Source organism: Sphingomonas sp. MJ1 (PH-R8) (assembly GCF_048058635.1).
Lineage (GTDB): Bacteria > Pseudomonadota > Alphaproteobacteria > Sphingomonadales > Sphingomonadaceae > Sphingomonas.
In genome coordinates, this window is the sequence record NZ_JBBEFX010000005.1 from 126084 (window position 1) to 148837 (window position 22754).

Sequence of the window (22754 nt, forward strand, 5' to 3'; positions counted from 1 at the left end):
GGCTCGCCTCCGTTCGACAGGTTGGTTGATGAACACGACTCTGCTGCGCCTGCTGCTTCCGCTCTCGCTTGCCTTGCCCGTGCCCGCGCTCGCCCAGGCAGACGAGGCCGAGCCTGAGGCGACCCAGGACGCGGTGGAGGACGAGGACATCCCGCTTACGCCCGAGACCCTGGGCGATGCGCTCAGCTGCCGGTCCCATCCGGCCGCGGTCGCCTTCGCCACCGCGCTGTTCCTCCAGGGCAAGCCGCCCGCCTGGATGCGGGAGATCAAGGAGAGCGAGGAGACAAAGGGCGTGATCGGCCTCTACGGCTACACGCTCTCCAAGCCCGTCGCGTTCCTGGGGGAGCAGGTCTCGGCCGTCTACTTCCTGAAGGACTGGGTCGTGACGTTCTGGCCGCGCGACAAGGCAGCGGCCTTCATCGCCGCGCAGAAGATGGAGCGTGCACCCATCAAGGTCGCCGAGCAATATTACCGCTTCGTGGATCCCGAGACCGGCCCCATGCTCGGCGCCTATGAACCGACCGGCGGTTCGATCGAGGCGGCGTTGGCCAAGGCGTTCGGCGGCGAGGCGCCCCCGTCACCCCCCGCGGACCATCTGTTCGTCGGCTGCAACTATACGCCCGCCTCCCAGGCGGACTTCCTGAAAGCCGCCGCGCAATCCGAAGCGATGCTGCGCGAAGCCGCTGCGGGCATTGCTGAGGCACTCGGCTCGGCAGACGCGAACTAGGTTGCGACCTGAACGAGAGCGGCAGCTAGCGCCTACTTGCCGACATTCCCTAGCGCGTCGATGCTGGCCTGATGGAATATGATCCTCAGGCGTTGGATGCTGCTCACCGTCATTCGCGCGACCACCGGGAGCAGCTGGAGCGAAGTGGGGTGTGCGGCTGCTTCTACTGCCAAGCAACCTTCATGACGGCTAGTATCGATGAGTGGCTGGAGGATGAAGGCGGAACAGCCCTTTGCCCCCAGTGCGGCGTGGATTCGGTGATCGGTTCAGCGTCCGGGTATCCCGTGGAAGACCGATCTTTTTTGAGCTCTATGCACACTCGCTGGTTCGACTGAACGGCAGCTAACCACTTACTTGCACCCATGTCGGATCAGCCGATGAGATTTAGGCCGTGACTCATCACGAGGTTTCTAATGGCGGCCTCATCCGCATTCCGTTCGAGGAACACGGTATCGGTGCGGGCATCGCCGGACGAGATACGGATGTGAGAGACCGGTGCGTAGAACTCCGCGCCCCAAGTTCGATCTTCTACCATAGCGGTCACGGCCTTCTTCAAACGGCGATCCCAGCGAGCGTGCCAAGTCACCTGCGGCCTCGAACGCGATCCAGTCAGACGGAAAACACCACCGTCGAAGATGCTGCGGTAAAAGGCGCGAAATTTCCGGTTTTGCTCGTGGAAAGCCTGCTCAAACCCGTTCGCGCGGGCTCGCTCCAGCGAGACGAACGGGTGCAGTGACCATTCGTCCTCCGTCAGCCAGTGGTCGAATATCGAGACCGAGTACCGCCTGTAGCCAAGCTGCTGGAGGCTGAATTCGGTCCAGTCTTCCGGTTGCGGAAAATGCTCAATGCCTCTGATCGTCATATAATACCGTTACACGCTATGTCCGCTGTCCACCCATTCCTGACCAGCATTCAAACTCTTCCGCCTCGCTTGCTGGCCTCTGGATGAACGGAAGGTAGTTTGCCGTTCACGCAACCCGGGACTCCACCGCGCCGTTCTTCACGTGTCAAAGCCAAGTGGAGACTGTCATGCGTATTCCCCTGATCGCCAGCCTGATGGCGGCCATGGTTCTTCCCACCATCCCGGCTGCAGCGTCGGCAGCGCCGGCCGCGCAGGGATGGCGCGATCAGGATTATCGCGATGCCCGCGCCCGGCAGCAGCGCGAGCGGAACGAGCGCCGCTGGAACGAACGCCGCGAGGATCGCCGCGACGACCGGCGCCGCGCCGTCCAGAACCAGCGCGATTGGCGCCAGTACCGCAACTACGACTACAACCGGTACGAGCGCGGCCAGGGCCGCTACTATGCCGATCGCTACTATCGCGGCGGCAACTACTACCAGCCGCGCTACCTCAGCCGGAACGACCGCGTCTACCGCGGCAGCAACGGCCGCTACTACTGCCGCCGCACGGACGGCACGACCGGACTGATCGTCGGCGGCCTGGCCGGTGGCGTGCTGGGCAACATCCTCACCAACGGCGACTCGCAGCTGCTGGGGACGCTGATCGGCGGTGCGGGCGGCGCACTGCTCGGCCGCTCGCTGGATCGTCGCGAGGTGGTCTGCCGCTAAGGCAGGAGGGGCCGGCGCCTGCCGGCCCCGTTTCCGTCAGGCGACGGCGTCACGCCGGGTGCGACCTAGAACGCTGCCGCCGACATAGACCCCAAGCCCGGCCCAGATCAGTCCGAAGCTCAGCAGCTTGGCCGGGTCCAGCCGCTCGCCGAACAGCGTGATCGCCAAAAGGAACTGCATGGTCGGCGCCAGGAACTGGAGCAGGCCCAGCGTCGCCATCCGAAGCTCGCGTGCGGCGGCCGCGAACAGCAGCAGCGGCACCGTGGTGACCGCACCCGCCAGCACCAGCAGCGCGGTGGTCCCGCCCTCCCGGCCGAAGCTCATGCCGCCGTGGCCCGACAGCCAGACGAGATACCCCAGCGCAAACGGCGCCAGCAGCAGAGTCTCGATCGTCAGCCCCTCGAACGCCTCGACCGGGGCCAGCTTGCGGATCAGGCCATAGAAGGCAAAGCTCAGCGCGATCGTCAGGCTGATCCACAGCGCACCGCCCGCCCCCAGCGCCAGCACCGCGACCCCCGCCCCGGCAAGAAGCACCGCCACCGCCTGCGCCCGCGTCAGCCGCTCGCCCAGGAGCGCCACGCCCATAGCGATGTTGAGCAGCGGGTTCAGGAAATAGGCCATGCTCGCGGCCAGCACCTGATGGTGCAGCACCGCCCAGACATAGAGCAGCCAGTTCGCCGCGATCAGCACCGCGCTCGCCGCCAGCATCGCCATGGTCCGCGGATTGCGCAGCACCGCCCACAAGGAGGCGCGACGCCCCAGCACCAGCACGATCGGCACCAGCAGCACGACCGACCACAGCACCCGCTGCGCCACGATTTCGCCTGCGTCGACCTGATCCAGCAGGTGGAAATAGAGCGGCAGCAGACCCCACAGGCCATAGGCGGTGGCGCCGTGGATCAGGCCGCGGCGGCTTTCAGGCTGATGCGTCATGAATTCGGAACCCGCGGTGATGGGGGAGAAGCGTCGCCGCCGTGCCGCCAAAGCGCTGCCATGTCCACCCGTCGCGCACTTCGGTCGCCCCTCTGCACGGCTTCTGCACCGAAGCGCCATGGTTTCCGGTCGACCGCTCCCGCGCGACCTCGACGGGCGCTGCCTAGTCCCTGGCCGATCAAGGGAGATCGGCATGACCGGCAGCACGCACCGACCACGTTTCACCTTCCTCCGCAAAACGCTCGGCGCCGTCGCGCTGGTCGCGGTGGCGCAGTTGCTCTTCTACGGCGAGGAGCCAGGCGCCACCCTCGGCGTCTTCACGCTGGCCTGGACCGCGGTGGTCGCGCTCACGCGTCCCGACCTGCGCCGCAACCGGGCTGCGCTCGGCGCGCTGCTGGTAGCGACCGCCTTCGGTTTCGCGCTGGTGGACGATCCCGACCCGCTCGACTGGTGCCTGTTCTGGGCGGCGCTCGCCTCCGCGGCCCTGCTCCCGCAGCACCGGTTCGGGACCGCGATCGGCTGGACCGGGCGGCTGTTCCTCCACGGCCTGCTCAGCCCGGTGGCGTTGCTGCAGGACATGATAGGCCTGCGGAAGGTCTCACCCGCGCGGCCGGGGGCGAATCTGGCAGCGCTGCTCGCGATCCTCGCGCTGCCGCTCCTGGGTGGCGCGACCTTCCTCGCCCTGTTCGCCACCGCCAATCCGCTGATCGGCAATGCCTTTGCCGCGATCCGTTTCCCGGACCTCAGCTCGGCCGTGTTCCATCTGATCTTTTGGTCGTTCGTGCTGCTGCTGGTCTGGCCCAGCCTGCGGCCGCGCCACGCCATGCTGCGGATCGGCGACGCCTCTGCCTTCGCGGGGCCGCGCGCACCGGACGTGCCGATCGCGACCCTCACCCTGTCGCTCGTGACTTTCAACGCGATCTTCGCGATCCAGAACGCGCTCGACCTCGCCTTCCTGTGGAGCGGCGCGCCGCTGCCGGACGGCGTCACGCTTGCCGACTATGCCCATCGCGGGGCCTATCCGCTGATCGCGACCGCGCTCCTCGCCGCTGCGTTCGTGCTGGTCGCCTCGCGCCCCGGCAGCAACGGCGCGCGCAGCCCGCTCGTCCGGCGGCTGATCCTGCTCTGGGTCGCGCAGAACCTGCTGCTCGTCGCCTCCAGCATCCTGCGCACCCTCGACTACATCGACGCCTTTTCGCTCACCCGCCTGCGCATCGCGGCGCTTGCGTGGATGGCGCTGGTGGCGGTCGGGCTCGTGCTGATCGTCTGGCGGATGCTGGCCGGACGCTCGACCCGCTGGCTCATCAACACCAACGCACTTGCAGGCTGCACCGTCCTTGCGGCCGCGAGCCTCATCGACCTGGGCGCGACCGCCGCCACCTGGAACGTCCGCCATGCGCGTGCCGGTATCGACCTCGACCTCTGCTATCTCGCACGCCTCGGTCCTTCCGCGCTGCTGCCGCTGACCGAACTCGAGCGTCGCGCCGGCGGCCCGGTCTTGCGCGATCGCGTCACCTATCTCCGTGCAGAAGCGCTGCGGCGCCTCGAACACGACCAGGCCGACTGGCACAGCTGGACCTGGCGCAACGCCCGCCGCCTCGCTGCCGCCCATGCACTGCTCGGCGACCACGCGCCGCTCCCCCGCGCCGTGCCGAACGGCCGGGGCTGTGACGGCGCTCCGTTCCCGCCACCGGCGCCGTTGACGCAAGGGCGGCAACCATGATCCTGTGCCCCATGCCCCGCACCATCCTCGTCGCCGACGACGATCCGCACATCCGCCAGCTGCTCGTCTTCGCCCTCGGCAAGGCAGGGCTCGACGCGATCGAGGCGGAGGATGGCGAGGCCGCGCTCGAGGTCGCCGAGGCGCGCCGTCCCGACCTGATCGTGCTCGACATCAACATGCCGCGCATGGACGGGCTGGAAGTCTGCCGGCGGCTGCGGGCAAGCGGCGAGCTGCCGATCCTGTTCCTCTCCTCGCGCGACGACGAGATCGACCGCGTGCTCGGCATCGAGCTGGGCGCCGACGACTATGTCGTGAAGCCCTTTTCCCCGCGCGAAGTGGTGGCGCGGGTGATGGCGATCCTGCGCCGCACCCATGCGCGACCACCCGCGGCCGACCATATCGGCGCCGCCATCCGCCACGCCCGGCTCACCCTGGACGTCGAGGGATGGCAGGCGCGCTGGGACGAGGCGGAGGTGCCGCTGACCGTGACCGAATTCTCGATCCTGCGCACGCTCGCGGTGATGCCCGGCAAGGTGTTCAGCCGCGACGCGATCATCGACCGGCTCCATGGCCCGGGCTTCGCCATCACCGACCGGACGGTGGACAGCCACATCCGCAACCTGCGCGCCAAGTTCGCGCACGCCGGCGGCACCGACGTGATCGAGACGCGGCCCGGCATCGGCTATCGGCTCGGGACCTGCACCGGCGCCGAGGCGTGATCGGCGCGGCCAAGGCCTGGGTCCGGCGGCACTGGCCGCGGCTGTCGCTGCGCACCTATTTGTTCGCCAGCTTCTTCTTGGTCGCGGCGCTGCCCGGCGTCGGCGCGGTGTTCCTGCGCGTTTATGAGAACACGCTGGTGCGCCAGACGGAGGCCGAACTGGCCGCCCAAGGTGCAGCGCTCGCGGCCAGCGCCGCCGCAATGTGGCCTGGGACGTCTTCCACCCTTCCCGCACGCGCACCCGTGATGGGGCGGCGGCCGTACGAAGCGGCCGGCAGCACGGAGGTCGATCTCAGCAGCACCCCGATCCTTCCGGAGCGCCCGGCCCCCGTCCCCGCCTGGCCGCCCACAGCCGATGCGCAAGCCGCAGCCGCGCGCTTCGCGCCCGTTCTCGGGCAGACGCGCGAAGCGACCCTCGCGTCGATCCTGCTGCTCGACCGGCAAGGCCGCCTCGTCACGGGCAGCAAGGCAGGCGGCAGCTACGCGGCCCTGCCCGAGGTCACATCCGCGCTCGACGGCAGGCCCGCCACCACCCTCCGCCGCAACGGGGCCTATCGGGCGGTCTATCGCTTCGAATGGCTGTCGCGGGCCGCCGCAATCCGCGTGCACCATGCCCGGCCGATCTTCGTCGATGGACAGGTGGTGGGCGTGCTGCTGCTGTCGCGATCGGCACGCGCGCTGTTCGTCGGCCTGTACGAGGATCGCGGCAAGATCGCCTTCGGGGTGCTTGCCATCCTGGGGGCGCTGATCGTCCTGTCGGGCTTGCTCTCGCGCGGCATCGCCCGGCCGATCGACCAGTTGCGCCAGGCCGCGCGCGGCGTCGCCGCCGGACAGGGCAGCGTGCCCGCGGTGCCCCCCACCGCCGCCATCGAAATTCAGGACCTGTATCGCGACTTCGCCGTCATGGCCGAGGCGATCGACAAGCGTTCCCGCTACCTGCGCGACTTCGCCCATGCCGTTAGCCACGAGTTCAAGACGCCGCTCGCCGCCATTCGCGGTGCGATCGAGCTGCTGCAGGACCACGCCGATGACATGGGGCCGGAGGATCGGCGCCGGTTCCTGGCGAATGTGGACGCAGACGCGATGCGGCTGACGCTGCTGGTCTCCCGGCTGCTGGAGCTCGCCCGTGCCGACATGATGACGGCAGCGTCGGACGGCATCGCCGATGTCGTCGCCACGGCGCGCCGGCTGGCCGATGCGCTCGGCAGCGCGGAGTGCGCCATCGCCGTCGAGGTCGAGACGCCGGTGCCAGCCGCCGCCATGCCGCAGGCGACGCTGGAGGCGGTGCTCGCCACCCTGCTCGACAACAGCCGCCAGGCCGGGGCGAGCGCGATCACGATCGACGTGCGGCAGGAGCAGGACCTGCTCGTCACCGTTACCGACAATGGCAGCGGTATCCCGCGCGCCGACCGCGGCCGGATCTTCGAGCCCTTCTTCACCTCGCGGCGGGCACGCGGGGGAACGGGCCTCGGCCTGCCGATCGCACGATCGCTGCTGGCCTCGGCCGGGGGCGAGCTGGAACTGCTCGACACCCCGTCCGGAACCGCCTTCCGGCTTACGCTCCCCGCGCTCCCTTAGAGGTCAGCCTCAACAGCCTCCCCAGGAGCACGCCGCCCCGGATCAGCCCTTCCGCTGCGCGATGTAGCGCGTGACCTGCTCCTCCAGCACGTCGAGCGGAAGGGCGCCCTGGCCCAGCACCACCTCGTGGAAGTCGCGAATATCGAATTTGGGCCCCAGCTCGCGCTCGGCGCGCTGGCGAAGCTCCGCGATCTTGAGCTGGCCCACCATGTAGCTGGTCGCCTGGCCCGGCCAGTTGAAGTAGCGGTCGACCTCCCGCGCGATGTCGGTGTCGGATACCGAGCTGTTGGCCTTGAAGTATGCGATCGCCTGCGCGCGATCCCAGCGCTTGGCATGGATGCCGGTGTCCAGCACCAGCCGGATGGCGCGCCACACCTGGAGCGACAGCATGCCGAACCGGTCATAGGGGCCCTTGTAGACCCCCATCTCGTCCGCCAGTCGCTCCGAATACAGCCCCCAGCCCTCGGTAAAGGCCCCGTAGCCGCCGAACTTGCGGAACTTGGGGATGCCGGTCAGCTCCTGCTGGCGCGCGATCTGGAAATGGTGCCCTGGCGCGCCCTCGTGCGCGGCAATGGCGGCGACCTGCACCTTCTGCGTCTGGTTCATGTCGACCAGGTTGACGTAGTAGATGCCCGGCCGCGATCCATCGGCAGACGGGCGGTTGTAGAAGGCGGTGGAGGCCGTCCCCTCGCGCCACTTCTCGACCGCGCGGACCTCCAGCGGCGCCTTTGGCAGCACCCGGAAATAGCGTGGCGCGACCTCCATCACCGATGCGATCACCGCGCGTGCATCGCGGAGGTAGGTTTCGCGGCCTTCCTCGGTGTTCGGATATTTGAACTTTGGGTCGGTGCGGATGTGATCGAAGAACTGCTCCAGCGTTCCCTTGAAGCCGACCTCCCGCTTGATCGCCTCCATCTCCTGCCGGATCGCCGCGACCTGACGCAGGCCAAGCGCATGGATCTGGTCGGCGGTCAGGCTGGTGGTGGTCGAGTTCTTCAGCCGGTCGGCATAATAGGCGGCGCCATCCGGCAGGCTCCAGGCGCCGAAGTTGCCCTTCGACTTGGGCTCGATTGCGTCGAGCGCGGCGAACAGCGTGTCGAACCCGCGGCGGAACGGCCCCGTCAGCGCCGCCTGCGCGTCGCGCAGCAGCGCCTCCTTGGTGGCGGCCGGTGCGTCGAGTGCCCCCACCTTCTTGCGGAAGTCCGCCATCAGCGTGGAATCGGTGCCGGTGTCGAACGGCGCACCGGTGATCACCTTGCGCGCATCCGCCCGCGCAGGCGCGAAATTCACCTTGTTGGGGATGATGCCGGCGGCCGCCTGCTCGCGCATCGTCGCCGCGACTTCGCGCATCACCCGTTCCGTGTCGCGCAACCGGGCGACATAGGCGCGCGCGTCGTCGACCGTGTCGACCTTGTGGTTGTTGATCAGCAGCACCGGGATCGAACCCGCGGGGCTGCCGTTGGTCGACACGGGGAAGCGCAGCTTGCGGAAGCGGAAGGATTCGCGCGCGCGCTCCCCCTCATATTCGAACAGGCGATAGCTGATGCGCGCGCTTTCGCTCAGCCGATCCGGCCGGAACTGCGCACGCAGTTGCTTCAACTGCCGCTCCGACAGGTCGCGCCGGCGCTGCGCTGCCGCGTCCGTATAGTCGTCCAGCCGGTCATAGTTGGTCTTGAAGCCCAGGTGCGTCTGCGTCTCCGGGCTGAGGGCCACCTGCTCGTCGAAGGCGCGATCGAGGAAGGCGAGCAGCGCCGCGTCCTGCTCCCCTTCCGCGACCTTTGTCGCCTGCACCGTGGGCGGGGCGCTCGCCTGGATCAGCGGAACGAGCGGCAACAGCAGCATCACCAAGGCAGGACGCATGGAAATCTCCCCTTTTGATTTCCTGCTTGTCGCGTGCCGTCCCGCGCCGCGCAATCGCCCGGTCGCACTTTTCCACGCCCGGGATGGTCAACGGCGCGGCGCCAGGATCTCCAGCAGCCGCGGGCGGGCGCCCGCGATCGGTTCGAGATGGGGGTAGCGATGGCCGGTCGTGCAGGCGATCTCGACCGCCCGCTCCTGCCGACCCGCGCGGACCTTCAGCCGGACTCGGCCGTCCGGGCCGTTCGCCGTTGCGACCGCGCTTTGCATCGCATCGGGCGAGAAAGGCTCGCCTTCCACCTCCAGGATCGTCGTGCCGGTCGTGAGGGCCGCGTCATAGGCCGGCCCCTCCCACAGCACTTCCTCCAGCTTGCCCTGCGTGTCGACGGTCAGACCCAGCGAGAACGTCAGGTTGACGTTGCCCGCGAGCGTTTCGGCATTGCGCCAGTAATCGCTCGGCGCGTCCCGATAGACTAGCCGGTAGCCGCCCCGCTCCAGCCCCTGGAGCGGCGCATCGTCGTGCTTGCCCTCGATCTTGTCGCGGAAGAATCGCACCCAGTCGAACGGGGCGAGATCCTGGAGCGCGGCGACCACCTCGTCGAAGGTGTAGGTGCGCGTGGTGCAGGTGCCCGCTTCCTCGGCCGCGAAGAACGCCCTCGCGAAATCGTCGAGCGACCGCCTATCGTCCGTCAACTCTCGGATGCGCGTGTCGACATCGAGCCAGACGAGCGACCCTTCGGAATAATAGTCCTCGCTCCGCTGCCAGCTGGCCCAGGGCAGCGTCGCGCGCGCGGCGATGATCGGATCGCGCGTCGTGTCGCTCATCGGGCGCCAGCGGCTTCCCGCGCGGGCCTCATGGGTGGCGGCGGTGAGCGCGATCGCCTGCATCGCCCAATTCGGCGTCCAGAGGCCGGAGCGCGCGCACAGCACGCGGTCCCAATACTGGGTTTGGCCTTCATAGACCCACATCAGGCTGTTGCGGATCGGGCGGTCGAAGCTCGGCGTCCAGCTATCCTCGCCGCGCCGGTGCTTGCCGTTCCACGCGTGAATGAACTCGTGCGGGATGGTGTCCCGCCTGGAAAAACTCCCCTCCCAATCCGTGAAATAGGTCGGCAGCGTCACCGCCTCGCAGGATCGGTGATGCTCGACGCCGATGCTGCCGATCTCTTCGCTGAGCGCAAACAGCACTTCGTAGCGGTCGAACGGCCGTGCCCCGAACAGCTTCTCAGCCTGCTCGACGACCGCGCGATGCGGCGCGACCTTATCGGGTGTGAGCGCAATCTGGTCGGCACTGTCGGCAAAGATGTTGAGGTGCACCTGCCCCGCGTCGTCCAGCGGAACGCGTTCGAAGTGCCGCCCCGCGAACACGGGCGAGTCCACCAGAACGTCGAGGGGCGCGGTCTCGTAGCGGATAGTACTGCCGTCGCTGTCCACCGCCGCGAGCGCGCACGCCTGCTTCCATCCCTCCGGAAGGGTCAAGCTCGCGTCGAAGGGGATCTGCCGCGCATAATAGCCGGCCGGGTAGAGCAGCACCGTGTTCCACTGGAGGCTCAGCATCTCCGAACCTACGAGCACGCGGCCTTGGGCGCTGTCCGTCGGCGACAGGAACTGGAAGCGGACCTCCACTTCCGCGACATCGTCCGGAACGTCGACATGGAAGGCGTGCACCTGGACGGCGTGGCGCTTCCACGAAAGCGGCGCTCCACCGCCTGTGACGGTCAGGCCTGCGAAGAGCTCGATCGGGGCCTGCGGCGCGTGGTAGCCCGGCAACCACTCCGGAAAGAGCAGCGTCAGGATACCCGGTGCCGGCACCGGGACGACTTCGCGTACCCGGAAGATGCGGCGGGTGATGTCCGTCGCGTCCACATGCAGGGCGATGCGCCCGGGAAAGGGCACGTCCTCGGGCGCAGGGACGGGATAGTCCCCGTCCGCGGTATCAAGCTCGGTCACGGGAGGTTGTCCTCAGGACATCTGGCGGGCGAGTTCTGCCAGAAGGATGCGGGCGACGGGAGCATCCCCCTCGTCACGCACGTCGAGGCGGGCGCGCAGTTCGCAGGGCTTCCGGCGAACGCGCTGTCGGATCATGCCCCGGCCGATGCGCGCGGCTTCCGCCAAGGCGGCCCCGACATCGGGGAACTCGTGATGATCGTTCTTGATCGGACGGCTCTTGTCGAGCGTGCAGAGATGGAAGGAATATGCGGGCATACCCCTGAAAAGCCTGGCGTAGGCCCTGGGTTGCCATCTTAAACGTAGATCAACACGATTTCCGGTCCGGGTCTCCGAACGCCAATTCCGAACCTGAGCGAAGACGCAATTCGCCCCGTTTTCCAATGCTTGAAGAGGCGAGCGACCCCGCCTCGGGGCAGCCCGCGGGCGGCTCAGCGGGAACGATGCTCAAGGTAGAGGTAGCTCGGATCAAACTCGGCGATGCGGCGTAGCAAGGGCAGGTCATGGATCATCACCCGCCCGCTCCGGAACTCGACCGCTCTCTGTTCCCGCAGCTCGCGCAGAACCCGGTTCACATGGACCGACGTCAGGCCCAGGCATTCGGAGAGCTCCACCTGGGTAAGGTCCAGCCGATAGCTGCTTCCCTCCGTCAGTCCGACGATGCCCAACCGCACGTGCAGTTCGCAGAACAGATTGGCCAAGCGCGCGATCGCCGTCCGGCGGCCGAGGGACACTGTCCATTCGCGGTGGATTGCGGCATCCAGGTTGGTCCCGAACCAATAGACGCGCGTCAGATGCGGATGTTCTTCGGTGATGCGCTTGAGGTTCTCGTGCGACATGGTCGCGACGCGGCACGGCGTCAGCGTCATCACGTCGTGGTCGAGGCGCTTGAGCGTGAAGCTGTGCAAATCGGCGAAGTCACCCGGTACGTGCAGTTCCGTCACCTGGCGCTGGCCGTTGCGCAGGTCCTTGTAGCGCGAGACCAGGCCGTCGAGCACGAGCGTGGATTCGCTCAGTTCCACGTTGGCGTGGATGATGGTCCGGCCTGCCGGATGCTCGCGCACGTCGTCGATGGCAGATCGGATCGCCTGCTCCTCCTCCGCGCTCAGCGAGTCCCGCGCACGCAGCTTCAGCAAATGGCGTTCGATCATGCACCTGTCCCGGCTTCGAAGACCCACCCCTCCCCACCCGTGGCCGCAAACGGCCGCGTGCGGTGGCGCAAGGCCAGATAGCCGGAGCCTTTCACCGACGCCAACCCCTGCGGTGCTCGCCGCCTGCCTCTGGCGCGAGACGCAGCCGGCTAGCTAGCCGCCGATCTGCTGGACTTCCGTGGTGTCGTCGTGCTCGCCCCAGCCCAACGCGTAGGAAACCGCGATGATCGCAACCAGAAAGGCGATCACGATATAGAGGCCGAGCAGCCCTGCAGGCTTCCTCGACGGGTCCCTCTTGTCCGTGCCTGCCATGATCGCTCCTCCATGCCGCTCGATCTGTAACGCGGCATCGGTCGATTGGGTGCCTTGGCGTCGGAAGATGCGCCGGGCGGACTAGTTCACTCGTGGCGCAGCAAGATCCGGGGCCGTCTCGCGCGTGCGGAGCGGAGCGGCCACGACGCGTCCGCTCGACTTGGCATGGTGCAGCGCCAGGTCGGCGATCTCCAGCAGGATGGGCAGGTCCTCCCCATGCTCTTCCGAAAGCGCCACGCCCACGCTGGCGCCGACATGCACCTGCTGCCCATCGACGAAATAGCCACGATCGGCGATCGCGGCGCTGATCCGCGCCTTCAACAGCTCGGCACCGCCGCGGTCCACGGCCTCCGCCACCAGGACGAACTCGTCCCCGCCCAGCCGCGCCACCTGCCCCCGCCCGGCTGCGAGCTGCTGCAGGCGCTCGGCGACGCCGACCAGGACGGTATCCCCCGCCTTGTGCCCCAGCGTGTCGTTGATGCTCTTGAACCAGTCGAGGTCGAGGTAAAAGACGGCAAGCGCGCCTTGGCCGTGCCCCATCCGATCCTCCGCCCAGCGCGCCAGGCCGCTGCGGTTGAGGAGGCCGGTGAGCGGGTCGTGCCGGGCGTGATGGTCGTTGATCATCTCCGCTCGCATCGTCCGGACCAGCAACCGGTTGAGCTGGAAGGCGGCCGCGCTCATGCTGATGAGGTAGAACGGGATCTGGAACATCACGAGCAGCAGCACCGGCTGGCCGGAAAATGCTGCGGCGACCGCGCAGGGCCCCAGGCTCAGCCCGATCATCACCGCCACCAGGCGTGGAGCGCCGAAGTTGCGGAAGCAGATGCCGCCCACCATCGCCGCCGCCGAGAGACAGGCGAGCGCCGCGGCGACCCAGTCCCCGCTCGCGACGCACATGAAGGTGCCATAGCCGACGCTCGCTGCCCAGAGCACGGCAAGCGAGATGTAGATGTCGGTCGGACCCCGCCGTCCCTGGGCGATCGCCTTGCGTCCCAGCACCAGGGCCGGCAATCGCGCTGCCGCCAGCAGCACCTCCAGAGCCACCCACAGATAGGCCGCCGTCGTGTGCATCCGTGCCGCGACGAGCGCCGACACCGCGACGGTGTTCAGCACCCCGCCTGCAAAGATCGGCAAGCTGGCATAGAGGCTGTGCAGCAGCGTCCTGCGCATGCTGTCGGGGATGTCCTCCCCTGGCTCCACCAGCCATCGCGTCAGAGACCATCGGGGCAGTTCGCACCCGAAGCCGGATCGTGCACTCATACAAAGGCTCGCAACCTGTGCACCCCCCGGTGCATCGTTGTTCGCCCTTAATGGCAGAATATCCTTAACAGAAGGTTTGGATCTTCGGGCGCCGGACGGATCGTCACCATTGCCCACCTATTCTGCGCAGGCAGCAATAATGCTGTGCAGAAGAAGGCACGCATCATGTCGATCCATCAGCCCCGCTTTAAAGCCGGCATCAATCACGATTCGGCAACCCAAACACCTCGACTGGACGCAGCCGACAACAACGCCCCGCCGCTATTCGCATTCGAACAGCTGGATGTGCAGTTCGATACCGAACTGGACACGCTCTGGACCTATATGTGTCCGCGGGTGCGGCCGAGCTTCAATCCGGACCTGCTTCGTGAGTTCGGCCAATGGCAGGACGACATCGTCCGCGCCTGCACCAGCGGAACCGCGCCGATCCGCTATCTGGTGCTGGGCTCGCGCTTCCCCGGCGTGTTCTCGCTCGGCGGAGACCTGGACCTCTTCTCCCAGCATATCCGCGCGCACGATCGCGATGCCCTGGCACGCTACGGCCGTGCGTGTGTGCGCATCCTCCATCGCAACATGCTGGGCCTCGACCTGCCGATCGTGACCATCGGGTTGGTCGAAGGGGACGCGCTGGGCGGCGGCTTCGAGGCGCTGCTTTCGTTCAATGTCGTGATCGCCGAGCGGGGCACGAGCTTCGGCCTGCCCGAGACGCTGTTCGGCCTGTTCCCCGGGATGGGCGCCCACTGCTTCCTGTCCCGTCGGCTGGGCGCCGCACGGGCGGAGCAGATGATCCTGAGCGGACAGACCTACAGCGCGGAGGACCTCTACGACCTCGGGCTCGTCCACGGCCTGGCCGAGCCCGGCGAAGGCCGCCGGACGGTGGAGGAGTATATCCGCCAGAATCGCCGCCGCCACACCGCGCACTGTGCGATCTACGAGGCGTCGCGCGCGATCAACCCGCTCCCGCTCGCCGAGTTGGAAGCGGTGGTCGAGCTCTGGGCCGATGCCGCGGTGCGGCTGACCGAGGGCGACCTCAAGCGGATGCGCCGCCTGATCGCGGCGCAGACCCGCCTGCTCGAGAAGGCCGCCGCCTGATCGCTTGGACGTTCAGGCGCCCGGGCTAGTCTCGAACGCATCGCCGGCGAGCATGGCGCCGACCATGTTCGCCGGCATCGGCCTAGCCAGCAGATACCCCTGCACGGCGTCACAGCGGGTGCGGCGCAGCTGGATCAGCTGCGCTTCCGTCTCGACGCCCTCCGCAACCGTGCGCATCCCCAGCTTGGTCGCGAGGTCCACGATCGTCTGCACGATCGCGATCGAGGCCGGGCTGCGATCCAGGTCGGAGATGAACGAGCGATCGATCTTCAACGTCTGGAACGGAAAGCGGGTGAGGTAGCTCAACGACGAGTACCCCGTTCCGAAATCGTCCAGCGTGGTGCAGACACCGACGCGATTGAGCGCCTCCAGCGCCGCGAACGACGCATCCACGTCCTCGAGCAGGACGGACTCCGTCACCTCCAGCTGGAGCCGCCCCGGCGGCATCCCGCTCTGCTCCAGCGCGCGCGCCACCACGGCTGGAAGGTCGGCGGACCGCAGCTGGATTGGAGACAGGTTGACCGCGATGGTGACTGCGTCCGGCCAGTCGCGAGCGGCCTGGCACGCCTGGAACAGCACCCAGCTTCCGATATCGTCGATCTGGCCGCTGTCCTCCGCGATCGGGATGAACTCGGCCGGGGAGACCACGCCGAACCGGCGGTTGGTCCATCGCAGCAGCACCTCACACGAGGTGATCCGCTCGTCCGCGATCCGGAAGATCGGCTGGAACATCAGGTGGAATTCGCCGCGTTCCATCGCTCCCTGCAGTTCCGCGCCGAGCTGGCGGCGCCGCTCGATCTTCTCGTCCATCTCTGGTTCGTAGAACGAAAGCTGGTCGCCGCCGCCCTCCTTGGCCCGATAGAGGGCAAGGTCCGCGTTTCTCAGCAGCGTGTCGGCGTCCCGGCCATCTTCCGGCGCGATCGCCACGCCGATCGACGCGCTGGTGCGAAGGCTGTGGCCGTCGAAGGAAACCGGCTGCTTCACGAGCTCCAGCACGGTACGGCCGCTTGCAACCGCTTCCTGCTCGTGCCCGACCGCGCACACGATCGCGAATTCGTCCCCGCCCAGCCGGGCGACCACGCAGGACTCGCCGTACCGCTCCCGCAATCGCCCTGCCACCGCGACCAGCAAGGCATTGCCCGCCAGGTGCCCGAACGAGTCGTTCACTTCCTTGAACCGGTCCAGATCCAGCCATTGCAGCGCGAGCTTGCCCTGCCCCGCTGCCACGGCCTGAAGACGATGCTCGAACTCCTCGCGAAAGGCCGTCCGGTTGGCGACGCCGGTCAGGTCGTCGCGCCGCGCCATCGCTGCGTTGTGCTCGGCCAGGGCGGCATTCTCATGGGAGGCGATGGTGGCCTTCAAGATCGCGTCATAGGTCTGGAGGGTGATGTCCATCATCGCCGCCACGAACAGCAGGATCACGGCGGCGAGCACCGCCTTTAGCGGATCGAGCGCGACCAACAGCCCGGCGGCAAGCGGCAGGGACGCGCAACAGAGCTGCGACAGCGCGATCCACGGCCGCCCGGCATTGCGCCCGGCGATCCCGGCAGCATAGCCGATCGCCGTCGTCACCGAGAGCAGCTGCAGCACGCCGTCGTCGGTGCGCACCAGTGTCAGGAGGCCGAACAGGCCGAGCAGCCCGGAATAGCTCAGCGCTCCCAACCGGTAGAGCAGCTCGTGCCGCCCCGCCGTTCCCGGCCCGCGCGCGCCCTCCGCCAGTTCCTGCCGGTGGAGGCGCACCGCATCCACGATGCGGACGAGCCCGACTATCCCGATCAGGATCGCGCAGACGATCAGCCAGGCGTCCTTGCTGGAGAGGGACACGACGGCGGCAATCGCGGTGCTGGTCAGCGCCCCCAGGATCAGCGACTGGCGAGAGGCATAGAGCGACTCCACCAGCACCGCCCGAACCTGCGCCGTGATCCGGTCATCGGACTGCCGGAGCTGTTTCAATCGAACGATCAAACGCGCCATCGCACCATCATGCGCGCGAACCGTCTACTTTGTCTAAAGGCCGGCGCTAAACGCGTGCAGCCGACCGCTTTCTCTAGAACGGACGCGCGACAGGAATCGACATCCCCGATCCGCGCCTGAGGCGAGAGGAGGCATCGCCCGAACGGAAGATTGGCTGGTCCTCGCCCGACACAAGAAACTGGCGGAGATGGCGGTGGAAGCGGAACTTCCCGGTTCTGCCATCTCGATGCGTTCCGGCGAGCCCATGAGGCCCGCCGGAACTTGCCCATCAGGCCGTGTACCGCTGCCGCAAAGCACGGAGCTCGGCATCGCCCAGGCCCAGCCGGTCGCGCAGATAGCCGCGCGCGCCGCCCGGGTGGGCGTCGATCACCTGGAACACCGCCTCGCCGCCCAGTCCAAGGCCAAGCGGCGGCCGGAAGCTCTGGGTCCAGCGCCCGCCCGCCGCGAGGCGCTGCACCGCGGCGGAGGCAGGAGCCGCTCCGTGCATCATGGCTGCTGCGGCGGCGGCGGAAGCGCCACCCAGGAACCCGCGGCGGTGGATGTCCATCTGCAATCTCCGTGTCAGCTCTGCCGCATCTTCCAGGCGGGGCGCTAACGATCGGCATTGATGCTGCACGGCACAATGGCGCGGTGGATCGATTGACTATCGAACGCCGGTTGATAGTGGCAGCGGAACTTTCGCGCGAATGGAGGATCGGCTGCTTAGCGATCTGATGGAGCTCAAGACGTTTCGCGAGATCGTGGAACAGCGCAGCCTCACCGCGGCCGCCGCGCAACTGGGCACCAGCCTCGCGGTCGTGAGCAAGCGCCTTGCCTCTTTAGAACGGCGTGCGGGTGTCCGGCTGATCCATCGAACTACGCGACGGCTCGCCCCGACCGACGAGGGCCTGGACCTGTTCGATAGCGTCGTTCGTGCGATCGAAGCGATCGAAGAAGGAGAGGAGCGGCTGGCGCATGGCCGGCAGGAGGCAGTCGGCTGCCTCCGCGTGACCGCGCCCGTCTCCTTCGGCCGCGCCCATGTGACGCCGTTGCTTGGCGCCTTGTCGCGTGAGCACCGAAAGCTCCAAGTGGCATTGCGGCTGACGGATACGGTGGTCGACCTTGTCGCCGGCGGCTATGATCTCGCCATCCGGATCGGCAATCTGCCTGACAGTTCGGCGGTGATGCGAAAGATCGCCGACAATCGGCGGCTGCTGGTGGCTGCGCCCGCCTATCTCGATCGCCATGGCCGCCCCGGATCCCCGCAAGAGCTTGCTGCGCATCGCCTGCTCGGCTTCGGAACGGGCACGCCCTGGTCGCTGACCGCGCAAGCCGGAGGATCGTTCACGGTCGCAAACGGCTTTTGCATGACCTGCGACAATGGCGATGTCGTGCGGGATTGGGCCGTGGCCGAGCACGGGATCATGATGAAGTCGCAGATCGACGTTTCGGACGACCTCGCCAGTGGCGTCCTCGAACGCGTGCTGCCGGAATGGCACGGCGGCGAAGCGCCGGTGATCGCGCTCTACCCTTCCGCAAGACTATTGCCGGTAAAGACGCGCATCCTCCTCGATGCGCTCGCAAGCCGACTCGCAGCGTCCTGAAGACGGCCCTGTTCTGAACAGCGACGTACCGCCCGCGCAGCACGAGCCGTTGCCGCAAGGCCCCTGCCCACTCGAACGACGGTTTGCACACGAATGCATTTCAACCGCGAGTTCGCCTGTTCAACGTTTAGCGAGGCGCCCCTGCGCATCCACCGGCGACAGTTGCTTCAGCTCCGCCAGGCCGTCGACGCTCACCTTCGCCCAGTGCGAGAAAAGCTGCTCGAACTCGCCGGTATTCGTCGCCCGGTTGCGCAGATAGGGGCCGAGGTCGCCCGTCGTGTCCCCGTCTACCGCGCGTCCGAGCACGGCACCGGTGACCGAGTCGCGCGCTTCCACCACCAGGACCGCACCTCCGGCTTCGTGCGTGTATACGCGCGTCATCCCGGCGGACATGGTGTCCGGCGCCTCGACGTCGATGTCCACCACGGCGGTCTCGATCCGAAGAACATCGGCGGCGGGTTCGGTGACGATCTGGTAGCCCGCCTTGGTATAGGCCTCGCGAAGCAGCTTCTCGAACCCCGTCCGCGCCTCGGTGAGAATACGGGTGACGTCCCTGTCGGTCACGTCCTCGAAGATGCCCACCGTTTCGTTGTTGCGATCGCGCTTCCAGTCCTTGCGCATCGCGACCTGCGTCGGATCCAGCATCACCTTGGTATAGCCGCGGAAGTCCGCCTGCGGCAGCAGGTACACCGCATCCATCTTCTTGGCCTTGACGCGCAGCAGGTTGTCCCAGCTGTGTTTGTCCTGCGCGATCGCGGCCGGCACGGTCGCTGTTGCCAGCAGGAGCGCTGCTACGATCGCAAAGCTTTTCATCGGGGGTCTCCTGTCCTTGGATCAGGAATAAAGGCTCTCGAGGGCCCGGTTCGCCATCGGCAGAATCACCGATCATGATCCGGATATGTCCGCAGCCCGGTCGCGGCTGCGCGCAGCGCCGGCGGGACAGCAGCTACCGGTATTTGCCCATGCGGAAGCCGATGCTTGGCCGTTCGTGCGCAGCCACCTCAGAGTGGCAGCCGAGCGGGCGTCCCATGGAACATCACCAATGCCTGGAACGCGCCACCTCCTGGCGGAGGGGGAGTCCGTAGAAGAGCGACTTCCGCTGACGTTCTCCGACGAGCGCCGAACACTGGATTAGCCCGCGCTTTCAAAGGTTTGGCCAAGTTCGTCTGACGCTCGACATTTCGTGTTGGTTCGCGCTTGTTCACCTAAAGCCAAGTTGAAAGTAGGCATGAATCGATTGCTACATCGCGTGGCCGGGCCAAGCGCTTGCGTACAAACTGGGCGAGATCCAGCTCCGGCGGCAGCGTACCGAGGCAGAGGCCAAGCTCGGCGTGAAGTTCGACCAGCGGATCTTCCACAACGTGATCCTGCAGATCGGCCCGGTGCCGCTGCCGACATTGGAGCGCGCCGTGCGCGCCTATATTGCGGCGGGTGGGCGGAACCCCAACCCGTGGCCCGGCAGCGTAGTGGCGGAGCAGACCGCGAGCGCGCCCTAAGGACCTGCCTTTCAGCGAGCAGAATACCTCGCCAAAGCCGTCGAGCCACGCTGGCAGGTATCTGTCTGTCGATGGAGCAGCATGCCGGAAGAGTCGGCGGGAACGTTGCAGCACCTGTCGCTCAATCGCGCCAACGATAATCCGGGATTTCAGTCAGTTCCCTCACCGGGACCGTCAACTTCGCCCCGAGGCGTTCGCCGCTGGTCGCGGCGGGATAGACAAGGCCATAATAGACGCCGGCGGTTGCCTATGCACCACGCTGCTCCACGTCGCCGATGTTCTGCGCACCCCCGGACAGCACGATGCTACGCTCGAACTCACCGGTCCTGGCGAAGATGGCCGCTACTCACCCTCCGTCCGGATACGGCCGAAGCGAGCCGTCCGGCAGCACCTCCGCGACTGAGACGGGCGCGTCGTCGGTCCAGCCCGGAAAGTTGACGAAGATGCGGCCCTCGGGACTGACGGTGACGCCCGTCACCTGATGATCGACCGTGGCGACCTGCTCGAGTTCCGCCATCTCGATCAGCCCCGGTGTCCGCCGTGACCCGCATTCTGGTTGCCCGTGCGGCTCTTCGTATTGTCGCTGTTGTCCTGCTTCTTGTTGCCGCCTTCGTCATGCTTGCGGTTCTTGTCGACGTCGCCCTTCTTCTTGTCGTCCGTCATCGTGCTTCTCCTTTGATAGCGTTGCCGTCGCCCCGCGTTCTTGCAGCCGGACCGCGCATGAGCTCAGTCCTGCAGCATGGTGCGTGCGGGCTCGCGCGCTAGCGCCGCGCGGATCTGCGCGGCGCCGGGCGTGCCCTCGTCGAGCGCCTTCTCGAGGTTCTTCGCGTATTTCTCGATGCGCTTGGGCGGCAGCAGCGGCTCGTCGGGATCGACCACCGCCTCGATCAGCGCTGCACCCGGATGCGCCAGGGCCTCCTCCGCAACGCGCACCGAGTCCGCCGCCGCTTCGACGTGCCAGCCGCGGATGCCGCACGCTTCGGCGACCTTGACGAAGTCGATGTCGGTGAGGTCGCACTCATATTCGACATTGCCCAGGAACATCATCTGTTCCCATTTGATCTGGCCGAGAGTGCCGTTCTTGATCACCACTATCTTGATCGGCAGCCGATAGCGCGTGATCGTCGCGAGTTCTCCCATGAGCATCGAGAGCCCGCCGTCGCCAATGAAGGCGACCACCTGGCGACCCGGAAATGCCAGCGCGGCAGCGATGGCATAGGGCAGCCCGCATGCCATCGAGGCGGAAAGGCCCGAGCCGCCGTACATTTGTCCGGCCTTGACCGTCACATACCGCGCCATCAGGCCCGTGTTATGACCCGAATCCCAGACGACGATCGCGTCCTCTGCGAGCCGGTCGCCGACATCGCGCACGATCCTGCCCGGCGGCATGGGACTCGCGTCCCCCTCGACCGTCGAGCGGATCAGCTCGCGCCATTCGCGTGACTGCTGCTGGGCCCGATCAAGGAAGCTGCGGTCGCTCTTCTGTTCCAGCTGCGCGTTGAGCGCGGCCAGCGTCGCACGGGCGTCGCCCGCCAAACCCACCTCGGCCGGGAAGCGCAGGCCGATGCGCGTGGCGTCCCGGTCGATCTGAACGCCGCGTGCCTGGCCGGGCTTCGGATAATATTCGATATAGGGGAAGGTCGAGCCAACGATCAGCAATGTATCGCACGCCTCAATCGCTTCCTGGCTCGCCCGCGTACCGAGCAAGCCGATGCCGCCGGTGGTGAGCGGATGATCGTCCGGGAGCAGCCCCTTGCCGAGCAGCGCCTTGACGATCGGTGCGCCGAGCAGTTCCGCGGTTCGGGTCAGTTCCTCCACCGCACCCAATGCTCCCTGCCCGGCGAGAATGGCGATGCGGGTGCCGGCGTTCAGCAGTTCCGCCGCGCGCGCGATCTCCGCCTCCGGCGCGATCGGAATGCCTTGAGCCGGAACCAGCGATGCATGGCCGGGCACATTGCGGTCGGACGGCGTTTCGGAGTCCTCCGGCTCCTCCTGCACGTCCACCGGTACGCTTAGATGCGCCACGCCGCGATGCGCGAGCGCGTGCCGGCACGCGAGGCTGACGGCATTCTCCACGTGCCGCGCCCCCATCACCCGTGCCGAATAGGCTGCGACATCCATGAACACCTTGGCATGATCGATGTCCTGCTGAGTGTAGCTGTCGGTGAGGTCGTGATAGGGTGAGCCGGTGATCGCGATGACGGGCGCACGATCGAGTTTGGCATCATAGAGGCCGTTGAGCAGGTGGATGCCGCCAGGCCCGGTCGTTGCGAGGCAGCAGCCGATCTTCCCCGTGAACTTGGCATGGGCGGCAGCGGCGAAGGCGGCGGATTCCTCGTGGCGCACCTGGATGAAGCGCACCTGGTCCTGGCGCGTGCGGATCGCCTCCATGATGCCATTGATCCCGTCGCCCGGAAGGCCGAACACCGTGTCGACGCCGAAGGCGATCAGCGCCTCGACAAGAATTTCTGCGCCGTTGCGTCCCATCCCGTAGCTCCTGGCCGCTGCGCTCCCCCGCCCTCTCTGGAACCGCCCGCCTGGCATGCCGTTCCGGACCCGCGGGGAATTAAGCCGCTCGACACGGTGCAGGCACCGCGCTGGCCTTGGCCACAGCCTTTTGGTGCGTGTATGGCGACATGGTGCCACTGCGTTGAGCAGCACTACCCGCGCGCTCCTACTGCGGCTTAGATGGCTTGAAACCGTCGCAGTCTGCCAAAGCGGCAAGCGGATTGCCTGAACCCGCGCGTCGGGCCGGAGCAAGCAGACGGCCCTTCAGAGCAGCGCGTCTGCAATCGCGTGCCCACCGGCTGCCTTCCGAACGCGCCTGAGCGCCT

At 67.2% G+C, this 22754-nt stretch carries 23 protein-coding genes; 9 read left to right on the forward strand and 14 right to left on the reverse strand.

All coding sequences use genetic code 11. The annotated features are described in order from the left end of the window. Positions 1-28 precede the first annotated feature (28 nt). Both VPH46_RS06530 and VPH46_RS06535 read left to right on the forward strand, forming a co-directional pair. Positions 29-727 carry a hypothetical protein gene (locus tag VPH46_RS06530; RefSeq protein ID WP_416609825.1) on the forward strand — a complete coding sequence of 233 codons (699 nt, stop codon included), beginning with the start codon at positions 29-31 and terminating at the stop codon, positions 725-727. Between the two features lie 71 nt (positions 728-798). Next, a complete protein-coding gene (locus VPH46_RS06535) occupies positions 799-1062 on the forward strand; it encodes a cytoplasmic protein (protein ID WP_125961679.1) in 264 nt (87 codons plus the stop codon). Positions 1063-1097: 35 nt separating this feature from the next. Here the strand turns inward: VPH46_RS06535 and VPH46_RS06540 are convergent, their stop codons facing one another. Then, positions 1098-1589, reverse strand: a complete 492-nt coding sequence (locus VPH46_RS06540) for a hypothetical protein (protein WP_125961680.1) — start codon at positions 1587-1589, stop codon at positions 1098-1100. Positions 1590-1756: 167 nt separating this feature from the next. On the opposite strand from VPH46_RS06540, the gene VPH46_RS06545 reads away from it, so the two are divergent. After that, positions 1757-2296: a glycine zipper 2TM domain-containing protein gene (locus VPH46_RS06545; RefSeq protein ID WP_239434889.1), complete on the forward strand. Its 540-nt coding sequence runs from the start codon at positions 1757-1759 to the stop codon at positions 2294-2296. A 36-nt stretch (positions 2297-2332) separates the two neighbouring features. Here VPH46_RS06545 and rarD read toward each other — a convergent pair whose 3' ends face one another. Then, positions 2333-3229 carry an EamA family transporter RarD gene (gene rarD / locus VPH46_RS06550; RefSeq protein WP_416609828.1) on the reverse strand — a complete coding sequence of 299 codons (897 nt, stop codon included), beginning with the start codon at positions 3227-3229 and terminating at the stop codon, positions 2333-2335. Between the two features lie 193 nt (positions 3230-3422). On the opposite strand from rarD, the gene VPH46_RS06555 reads away from it, so the two are divergent. Genes VPH46_RS06555 through VPH46_RS06565 form a run of 3 tightly spaced genes read left to right on the forward strand, consistent with a single transcriptional unit; the run spans position 3423 to position 7248 of the window. Then, positions 3423-4952: a DUF4153 domain-containing protein gene (locus VPH46_RS06555; RefSeq protein ID WP_416609830.1), complete on the forward strand. Its 1530-nt coding sequence runs from the start codon at positions 3423-3425 to the stop codon at positions 4950-4952. 11 nt (positions 4953-4963) lie between these two features. Then, the gene (locus VPH46_RS06560) at positions 4964-5671 is read left to right on the forward strand and encodes a response regulator transcription factor (protein WP_416609832.1); all 708 of its coding nucleotides are present in this window, start codon (positions 4964-4966) and stop codon (positions 5669-5671) included. Then, on the forward strand, positions 5668-7248 hold the full coding sequence (locus VPH46_RS06565) for an ATP-binding protein (protein WP_416609834.1): 1581 nt from the start codon (positions 5668-5670) through the stop codon (positions 7246-7248). The genes VPH46_RS06560 and VPH46_RS06565 overlap by 4 nt, the downstream gene beginning before the upstream one ends. A 42-nt stretch (positions 7249-7290) precedes the next feature. Here the strand turns inward: VPH46_RS06565 and VPH46_RS06570 are convergent, their stop codons facing one another. The 6 genes from VPH46_RS06570 to VPH46_RS06595 form a co-directional block, all read right to left on the reverse strand. Further along, positions 7291-9108, reverse strand: a complete 1818-nt coding sequence (locus tag VPH46_RS06570; protein ID WP_416609836.1) for a DUF885 domain-containing protein — start codon at positions 9106-9108, stop codon at positions 7291-7293. A gap of 87 nt (positions 9109-9195) precedes the next feature. Further along, positions 9196-11055 (reverse strand): M61 family metallopeptidase, encoded by a 1860-nt coding sequence (locus VPH46_RS06575; RefSeq protein ID WP_416609838.1) that lies wholly within the window; start codon positions 11053-11055, stop codon positions 9196-9198. A 12-nt stretch (positions 11056-11067) separates the two neighbouring features. Further along, positions 11068-11310, reverse strand: a complete 243-nt coding sequence (locus VPH46_RS06580; protein WP_125961688.1) for a DUF6894 family protein — start codon at positions 11308-11310, stop codon at positions 11068-11070. Between the two features lie 173 nt (positions 11311-11483). Continuing rightward, the gene (locus VPH46_RS06585) at positions 11484-12203 is read right to left on the reverse strand and encodes a Crp/Fnr family transcriptional regulator (protein WP_416609840.1); all 720 of its coding nucleotides are present in this window, start codon (positions 12201-12203) and stop codon (positions 11484-11486) included. A gap of 153 nt (positions 12204-12356) precedes the next feature. After that, positions 12357-12515 carry a hypothetical protein gene (locus VPH46_RS06590; RefSeq protein WP_164521324.1) on the reverse strand — a complete coding sequence of 53 codons (159 nt, stop codon included), beginning with the start codon at positions 12513-12515 and terminating at the stop codon, positions 12357-12359. Between the two features lie 81 nt (positions 12516-12596). Next, positions 12597-13685: a diguanylate cyclase domain-containing protein gene (locus tag VPH46_RS06595; protein ID WP_416609842.1), complete on the reverse strand. Its 1089-nt coding sequence runs from the start codon at positions 13683-13685 to the stop codon at positions 12597-12599. A 255-nt stretch (positions 13686-13940) separates the two neighbouring features. Here VPH46_RS06595 and VPH46_RS06600 point away from each other — a divergent pair, with 255 nt between their 5' ends. After that, on the forward strand, positions 13941-14867 hold the full coding sequence (locus tag VPH46_RS06600; RefSeq protein ID WP_416609844.1) for a crotonase/enoyl-CoA hydratase family protein: 927 nt from the start codon (positions 13941-13943) through the stop codon (positions 14865-14867). 12 nt (positions 14868-14879) lie between these two features. Here the strand turns inward: VPH46_RS06600 and VPH46_RS06605 are convergent, their stop codons facing one another. Continuing rightward, the gene (locus tag VPH46_RS06605; protein WP_416609846.1) at positions 14880-16841 is read right to left on the reverse strand and encodes a putative bifunctional diguanylate cyclase/phosphodiesterase; all 1962 of its coding nucleotides are present in this window, start codon (positions 16839-16841) and stop codon (positions 14880-14882) included. 268 nt (positions 16842-17109) lie between these two features. Next, a complete protein-coding gene (locus tag VPH46_RS06610) occupies positions 17110-17388 on the reverse strand; it encodes a tyrosine-protein phosphatase (RefSeq protein ID WP_416609848.1) in 279 nt (92 codons plus the stop codon). Positions 17389-17554: 166 nt separating this feature from the next. On the opposite strand from VPH46_RS06610, the gene VPH46_RS06615 reads away from it, so the two are divergent. Continuing rightward, positions 17555-18424, forward strand: a complete 870-nt coding sequence (locus tag VPH46_RS06615) for a LysR family transcriptional regulator (RefSeq protein WP_416609850.1) — start codon at positions 17555-17557, stop codon at positions 18422-18424. 120 nt (positions 18425-18544) lie between these two features. Here VPH46_RS06615 and VPH46_RS06620 read toward each other — a convergent pair whose 3' ends face one another. Further along, positions 18545-19237, reverse strand: coding sequence for a DUF3313 family protein (locus VPH46_RS06620; RefSeq protein ID WP_416609852.1), 693 nt, complete (start codon positions 19235-19237; stop codon positions 18545-18547). Positions 19238-19668: 431 nt separating this feature from the next. Between VPH46_RS06620 and VPH46_RS06625 the strand changes: the two genes are divergently transcribed. Continuing rightward, positions 19669-19920, forward strand: a complete 252-nt coding sequence (locus VPH46_RS06625; protein WP_416610025.1) for a DUF885 family protein — start codon at positions 19669-19671, stop codon at positions 19918-19920. Positions 19921-20266: 346 nt separating this feature from the next. Here VPH46_RS06625 and VPH46_RS06630 read toward each other — a convergent pair whose 3' ends face one another. The 3 genes from VPH46_RS06630 to VPH46_RS06640 all read right to left on the reverse strand — a co-directional run bounded on the left by VPH46_RS06630 (position 20267) and on the right by VPH46_RS06640 (position 22407). After that, entirely contained in the window at positions 20267-20437 is a 171-nt protein-coding gene (locus VPH46_RS06630) for a hypothetical protein (RefSeq protein WP_416609854.1), read from the reverse strand. Between the two features lie 5 nt (positions 20438-20442). Beyond that, a complete protein-coding gene (locus VPH46_RS06635) occupies positions 20443-20583 on the reverse strand; it encodes a hypothetical protein (RefSeq protein ID WP_416609856.1) in 141 nt (46 codons plus the stop codon). A gap of 63 nt (positions 20584-20646) precedes the next feature. Beyond that, complete coding sequence (locus VPH46_RS06640) at positions 20647-22407, reverse strand: thiamine pyrophosphate-dependent enzyme (RefSeq protein ID WP_416609858.1); 1761 nt, start codon at positions 22405-22407, stop codon at positions 20647-20649. Positions 22408-22754 lie beyond the last annotated feature (347 nt).

Excerpts from the sequence above, each read along its gene's own strand:
- VPH46_RS06530 (WP_416609825.1), top strand. The coding sequence starts at position 29 with ATGAACACGACTCTGCTGCGCCTGCTGCTTCCGCTCTCGCTTGCCTTG.
- VPH46_RS06535 (WP_125961679.1), top strand. The coding sequence starts at position 799 with ATGGAATATGATCCTCAGGCGTTGGATGCTGCTCACCGTCATTCGCGC.
- VPH46_RS06540 (WP_125961680.1), bottom strand. The coding sequence starts at position 1,589 with ATGACGATCAGAGGCATTGAGCATTTTCCGCAACCGGAAGACTGGACC.
- VPH46_RS06545 (WP_239434889.1), top strand. The coding sequence starts at position 1,757 with ATGCGTATTCCCCTGATCGCCAGCCTGATGGCGGCCATGGTTCTTCCC.
- rarD (WP_416609828.1), bottom strand. The coding sequence starts at position 3,229 with ATGACGCATCAGCCTGAAAGCCGCCGCGGCCTGATCCACGGCGCCACC.
- VPH46_RS06555 (WP_416609830.1), top strand. The coding sequence starts at position 3,423 with ATGACCGGCAGCACGCACCGACCACGTTTCACCTTCCTCCGCAAAACG.
- VPH46_RS06560 (WP_416609832.1), top strand. The coding sequence starts at position 4,964 with ATGCCCCGCACCATCCTCGTCGCCGACGACGATCCGCACATCCGCCAG.
- VPH46_RS06570 (WP_416609836.1), bottom strand. The coding sequence starts at position 9,108 with ATGCGTCCTGCCTTGGTGATGCTGCTGTTGCCGCTCGTTCCGCTGATC.
- VPH46_RS06580 (WP_125961688.1), bottom strand. The coding sequence starts at position 11,310 with ATGCCCGCATATTCCTTCCATCTCTGCACGCTCGACAAGAGCCGTCCG.
- VPH46_RS06585 (WP_416609840.1), bottom strand. The coding sequence starts at position 12,203 with ATGATCGAACGCCATTTGCTGAAGCTGCGTGCGCGGGACTCGCTGAGC.
- VPH46_RS06590 (WP_164521324.1), bottom strand. The coding sequence starts at position 12,515 with ATGGCAGGCACGGACAAGAGGGACCCGTCGAGGAAGCCTGCAGGGCTG.
- VPH46_RS06595 (WP_416609842.1), bottom strand. The coding sequence starts at position 13,685 with ATGCGCAGGACGCTGCTGCACAGCCTCTATGCCAGCTTGCCGATCTTT.
- VPH46_RS06600 (WP_416609844.1), top strand. The coding sequence starts at position 13,941 with ATGTCGATCCATCAGCCCCGCTTTAAAGCCGGCATCAATCACGATTCG.
- VPH46_RS06605 (WP_416609846.1), bottom strand. The coding sequence starts at position 16,841 with ATGGCGCGTTTGATCGTTCGATTGAAACAGCTCCGGCAGTCCGATGAC.
- VPH46_RS06610 (WP_416609848.1), bottom strand. The coding sequence starts at position 17,388 with ATGGACATCCACCGCCGCGGGTTCCTGGGTGGCGCTTCCGCCGCCGCC.
- VPH46_RS06615 (WP_416609850.1), top strand. The coding sequence starts at position 17,555 with ATGGAGCTCAAGACGTTTCGCGAGATCGTGGAACAGCGCAGCCTCACC.
- VPH46_RS06620 (WP_416609852.1), bottom strand. The coding sequence starts at position 19,237 with ATGAAAAGCTTTGCGATCGTAGCAGCGCTCCTGCTGGCAACAGCGACC.
- VPH46_RS06630 (WP_416609854.1), bottom strand. The coding sequence starts at position 20,437 with ATGGCGGAACTCGAGCAGGTCGCCACGGTCGATCATCAGGTGACGGGC.
- VPH46_RS06635 (WP_416609856.1), bottom strand. The coding sequence starts at position 20,583 with ATGACGGACGACAAGAAGAAGGGCGACGTCGACAAGAACCGCAAGCAT.
- VPH46_RS06640 (WP_416609858.1), bottom strand. The coding sequence starts at position 22,407 with ATGGGACGCAACGGCGCAGAAATTCTTGTCGAGGCGCTGATCGCCTTC.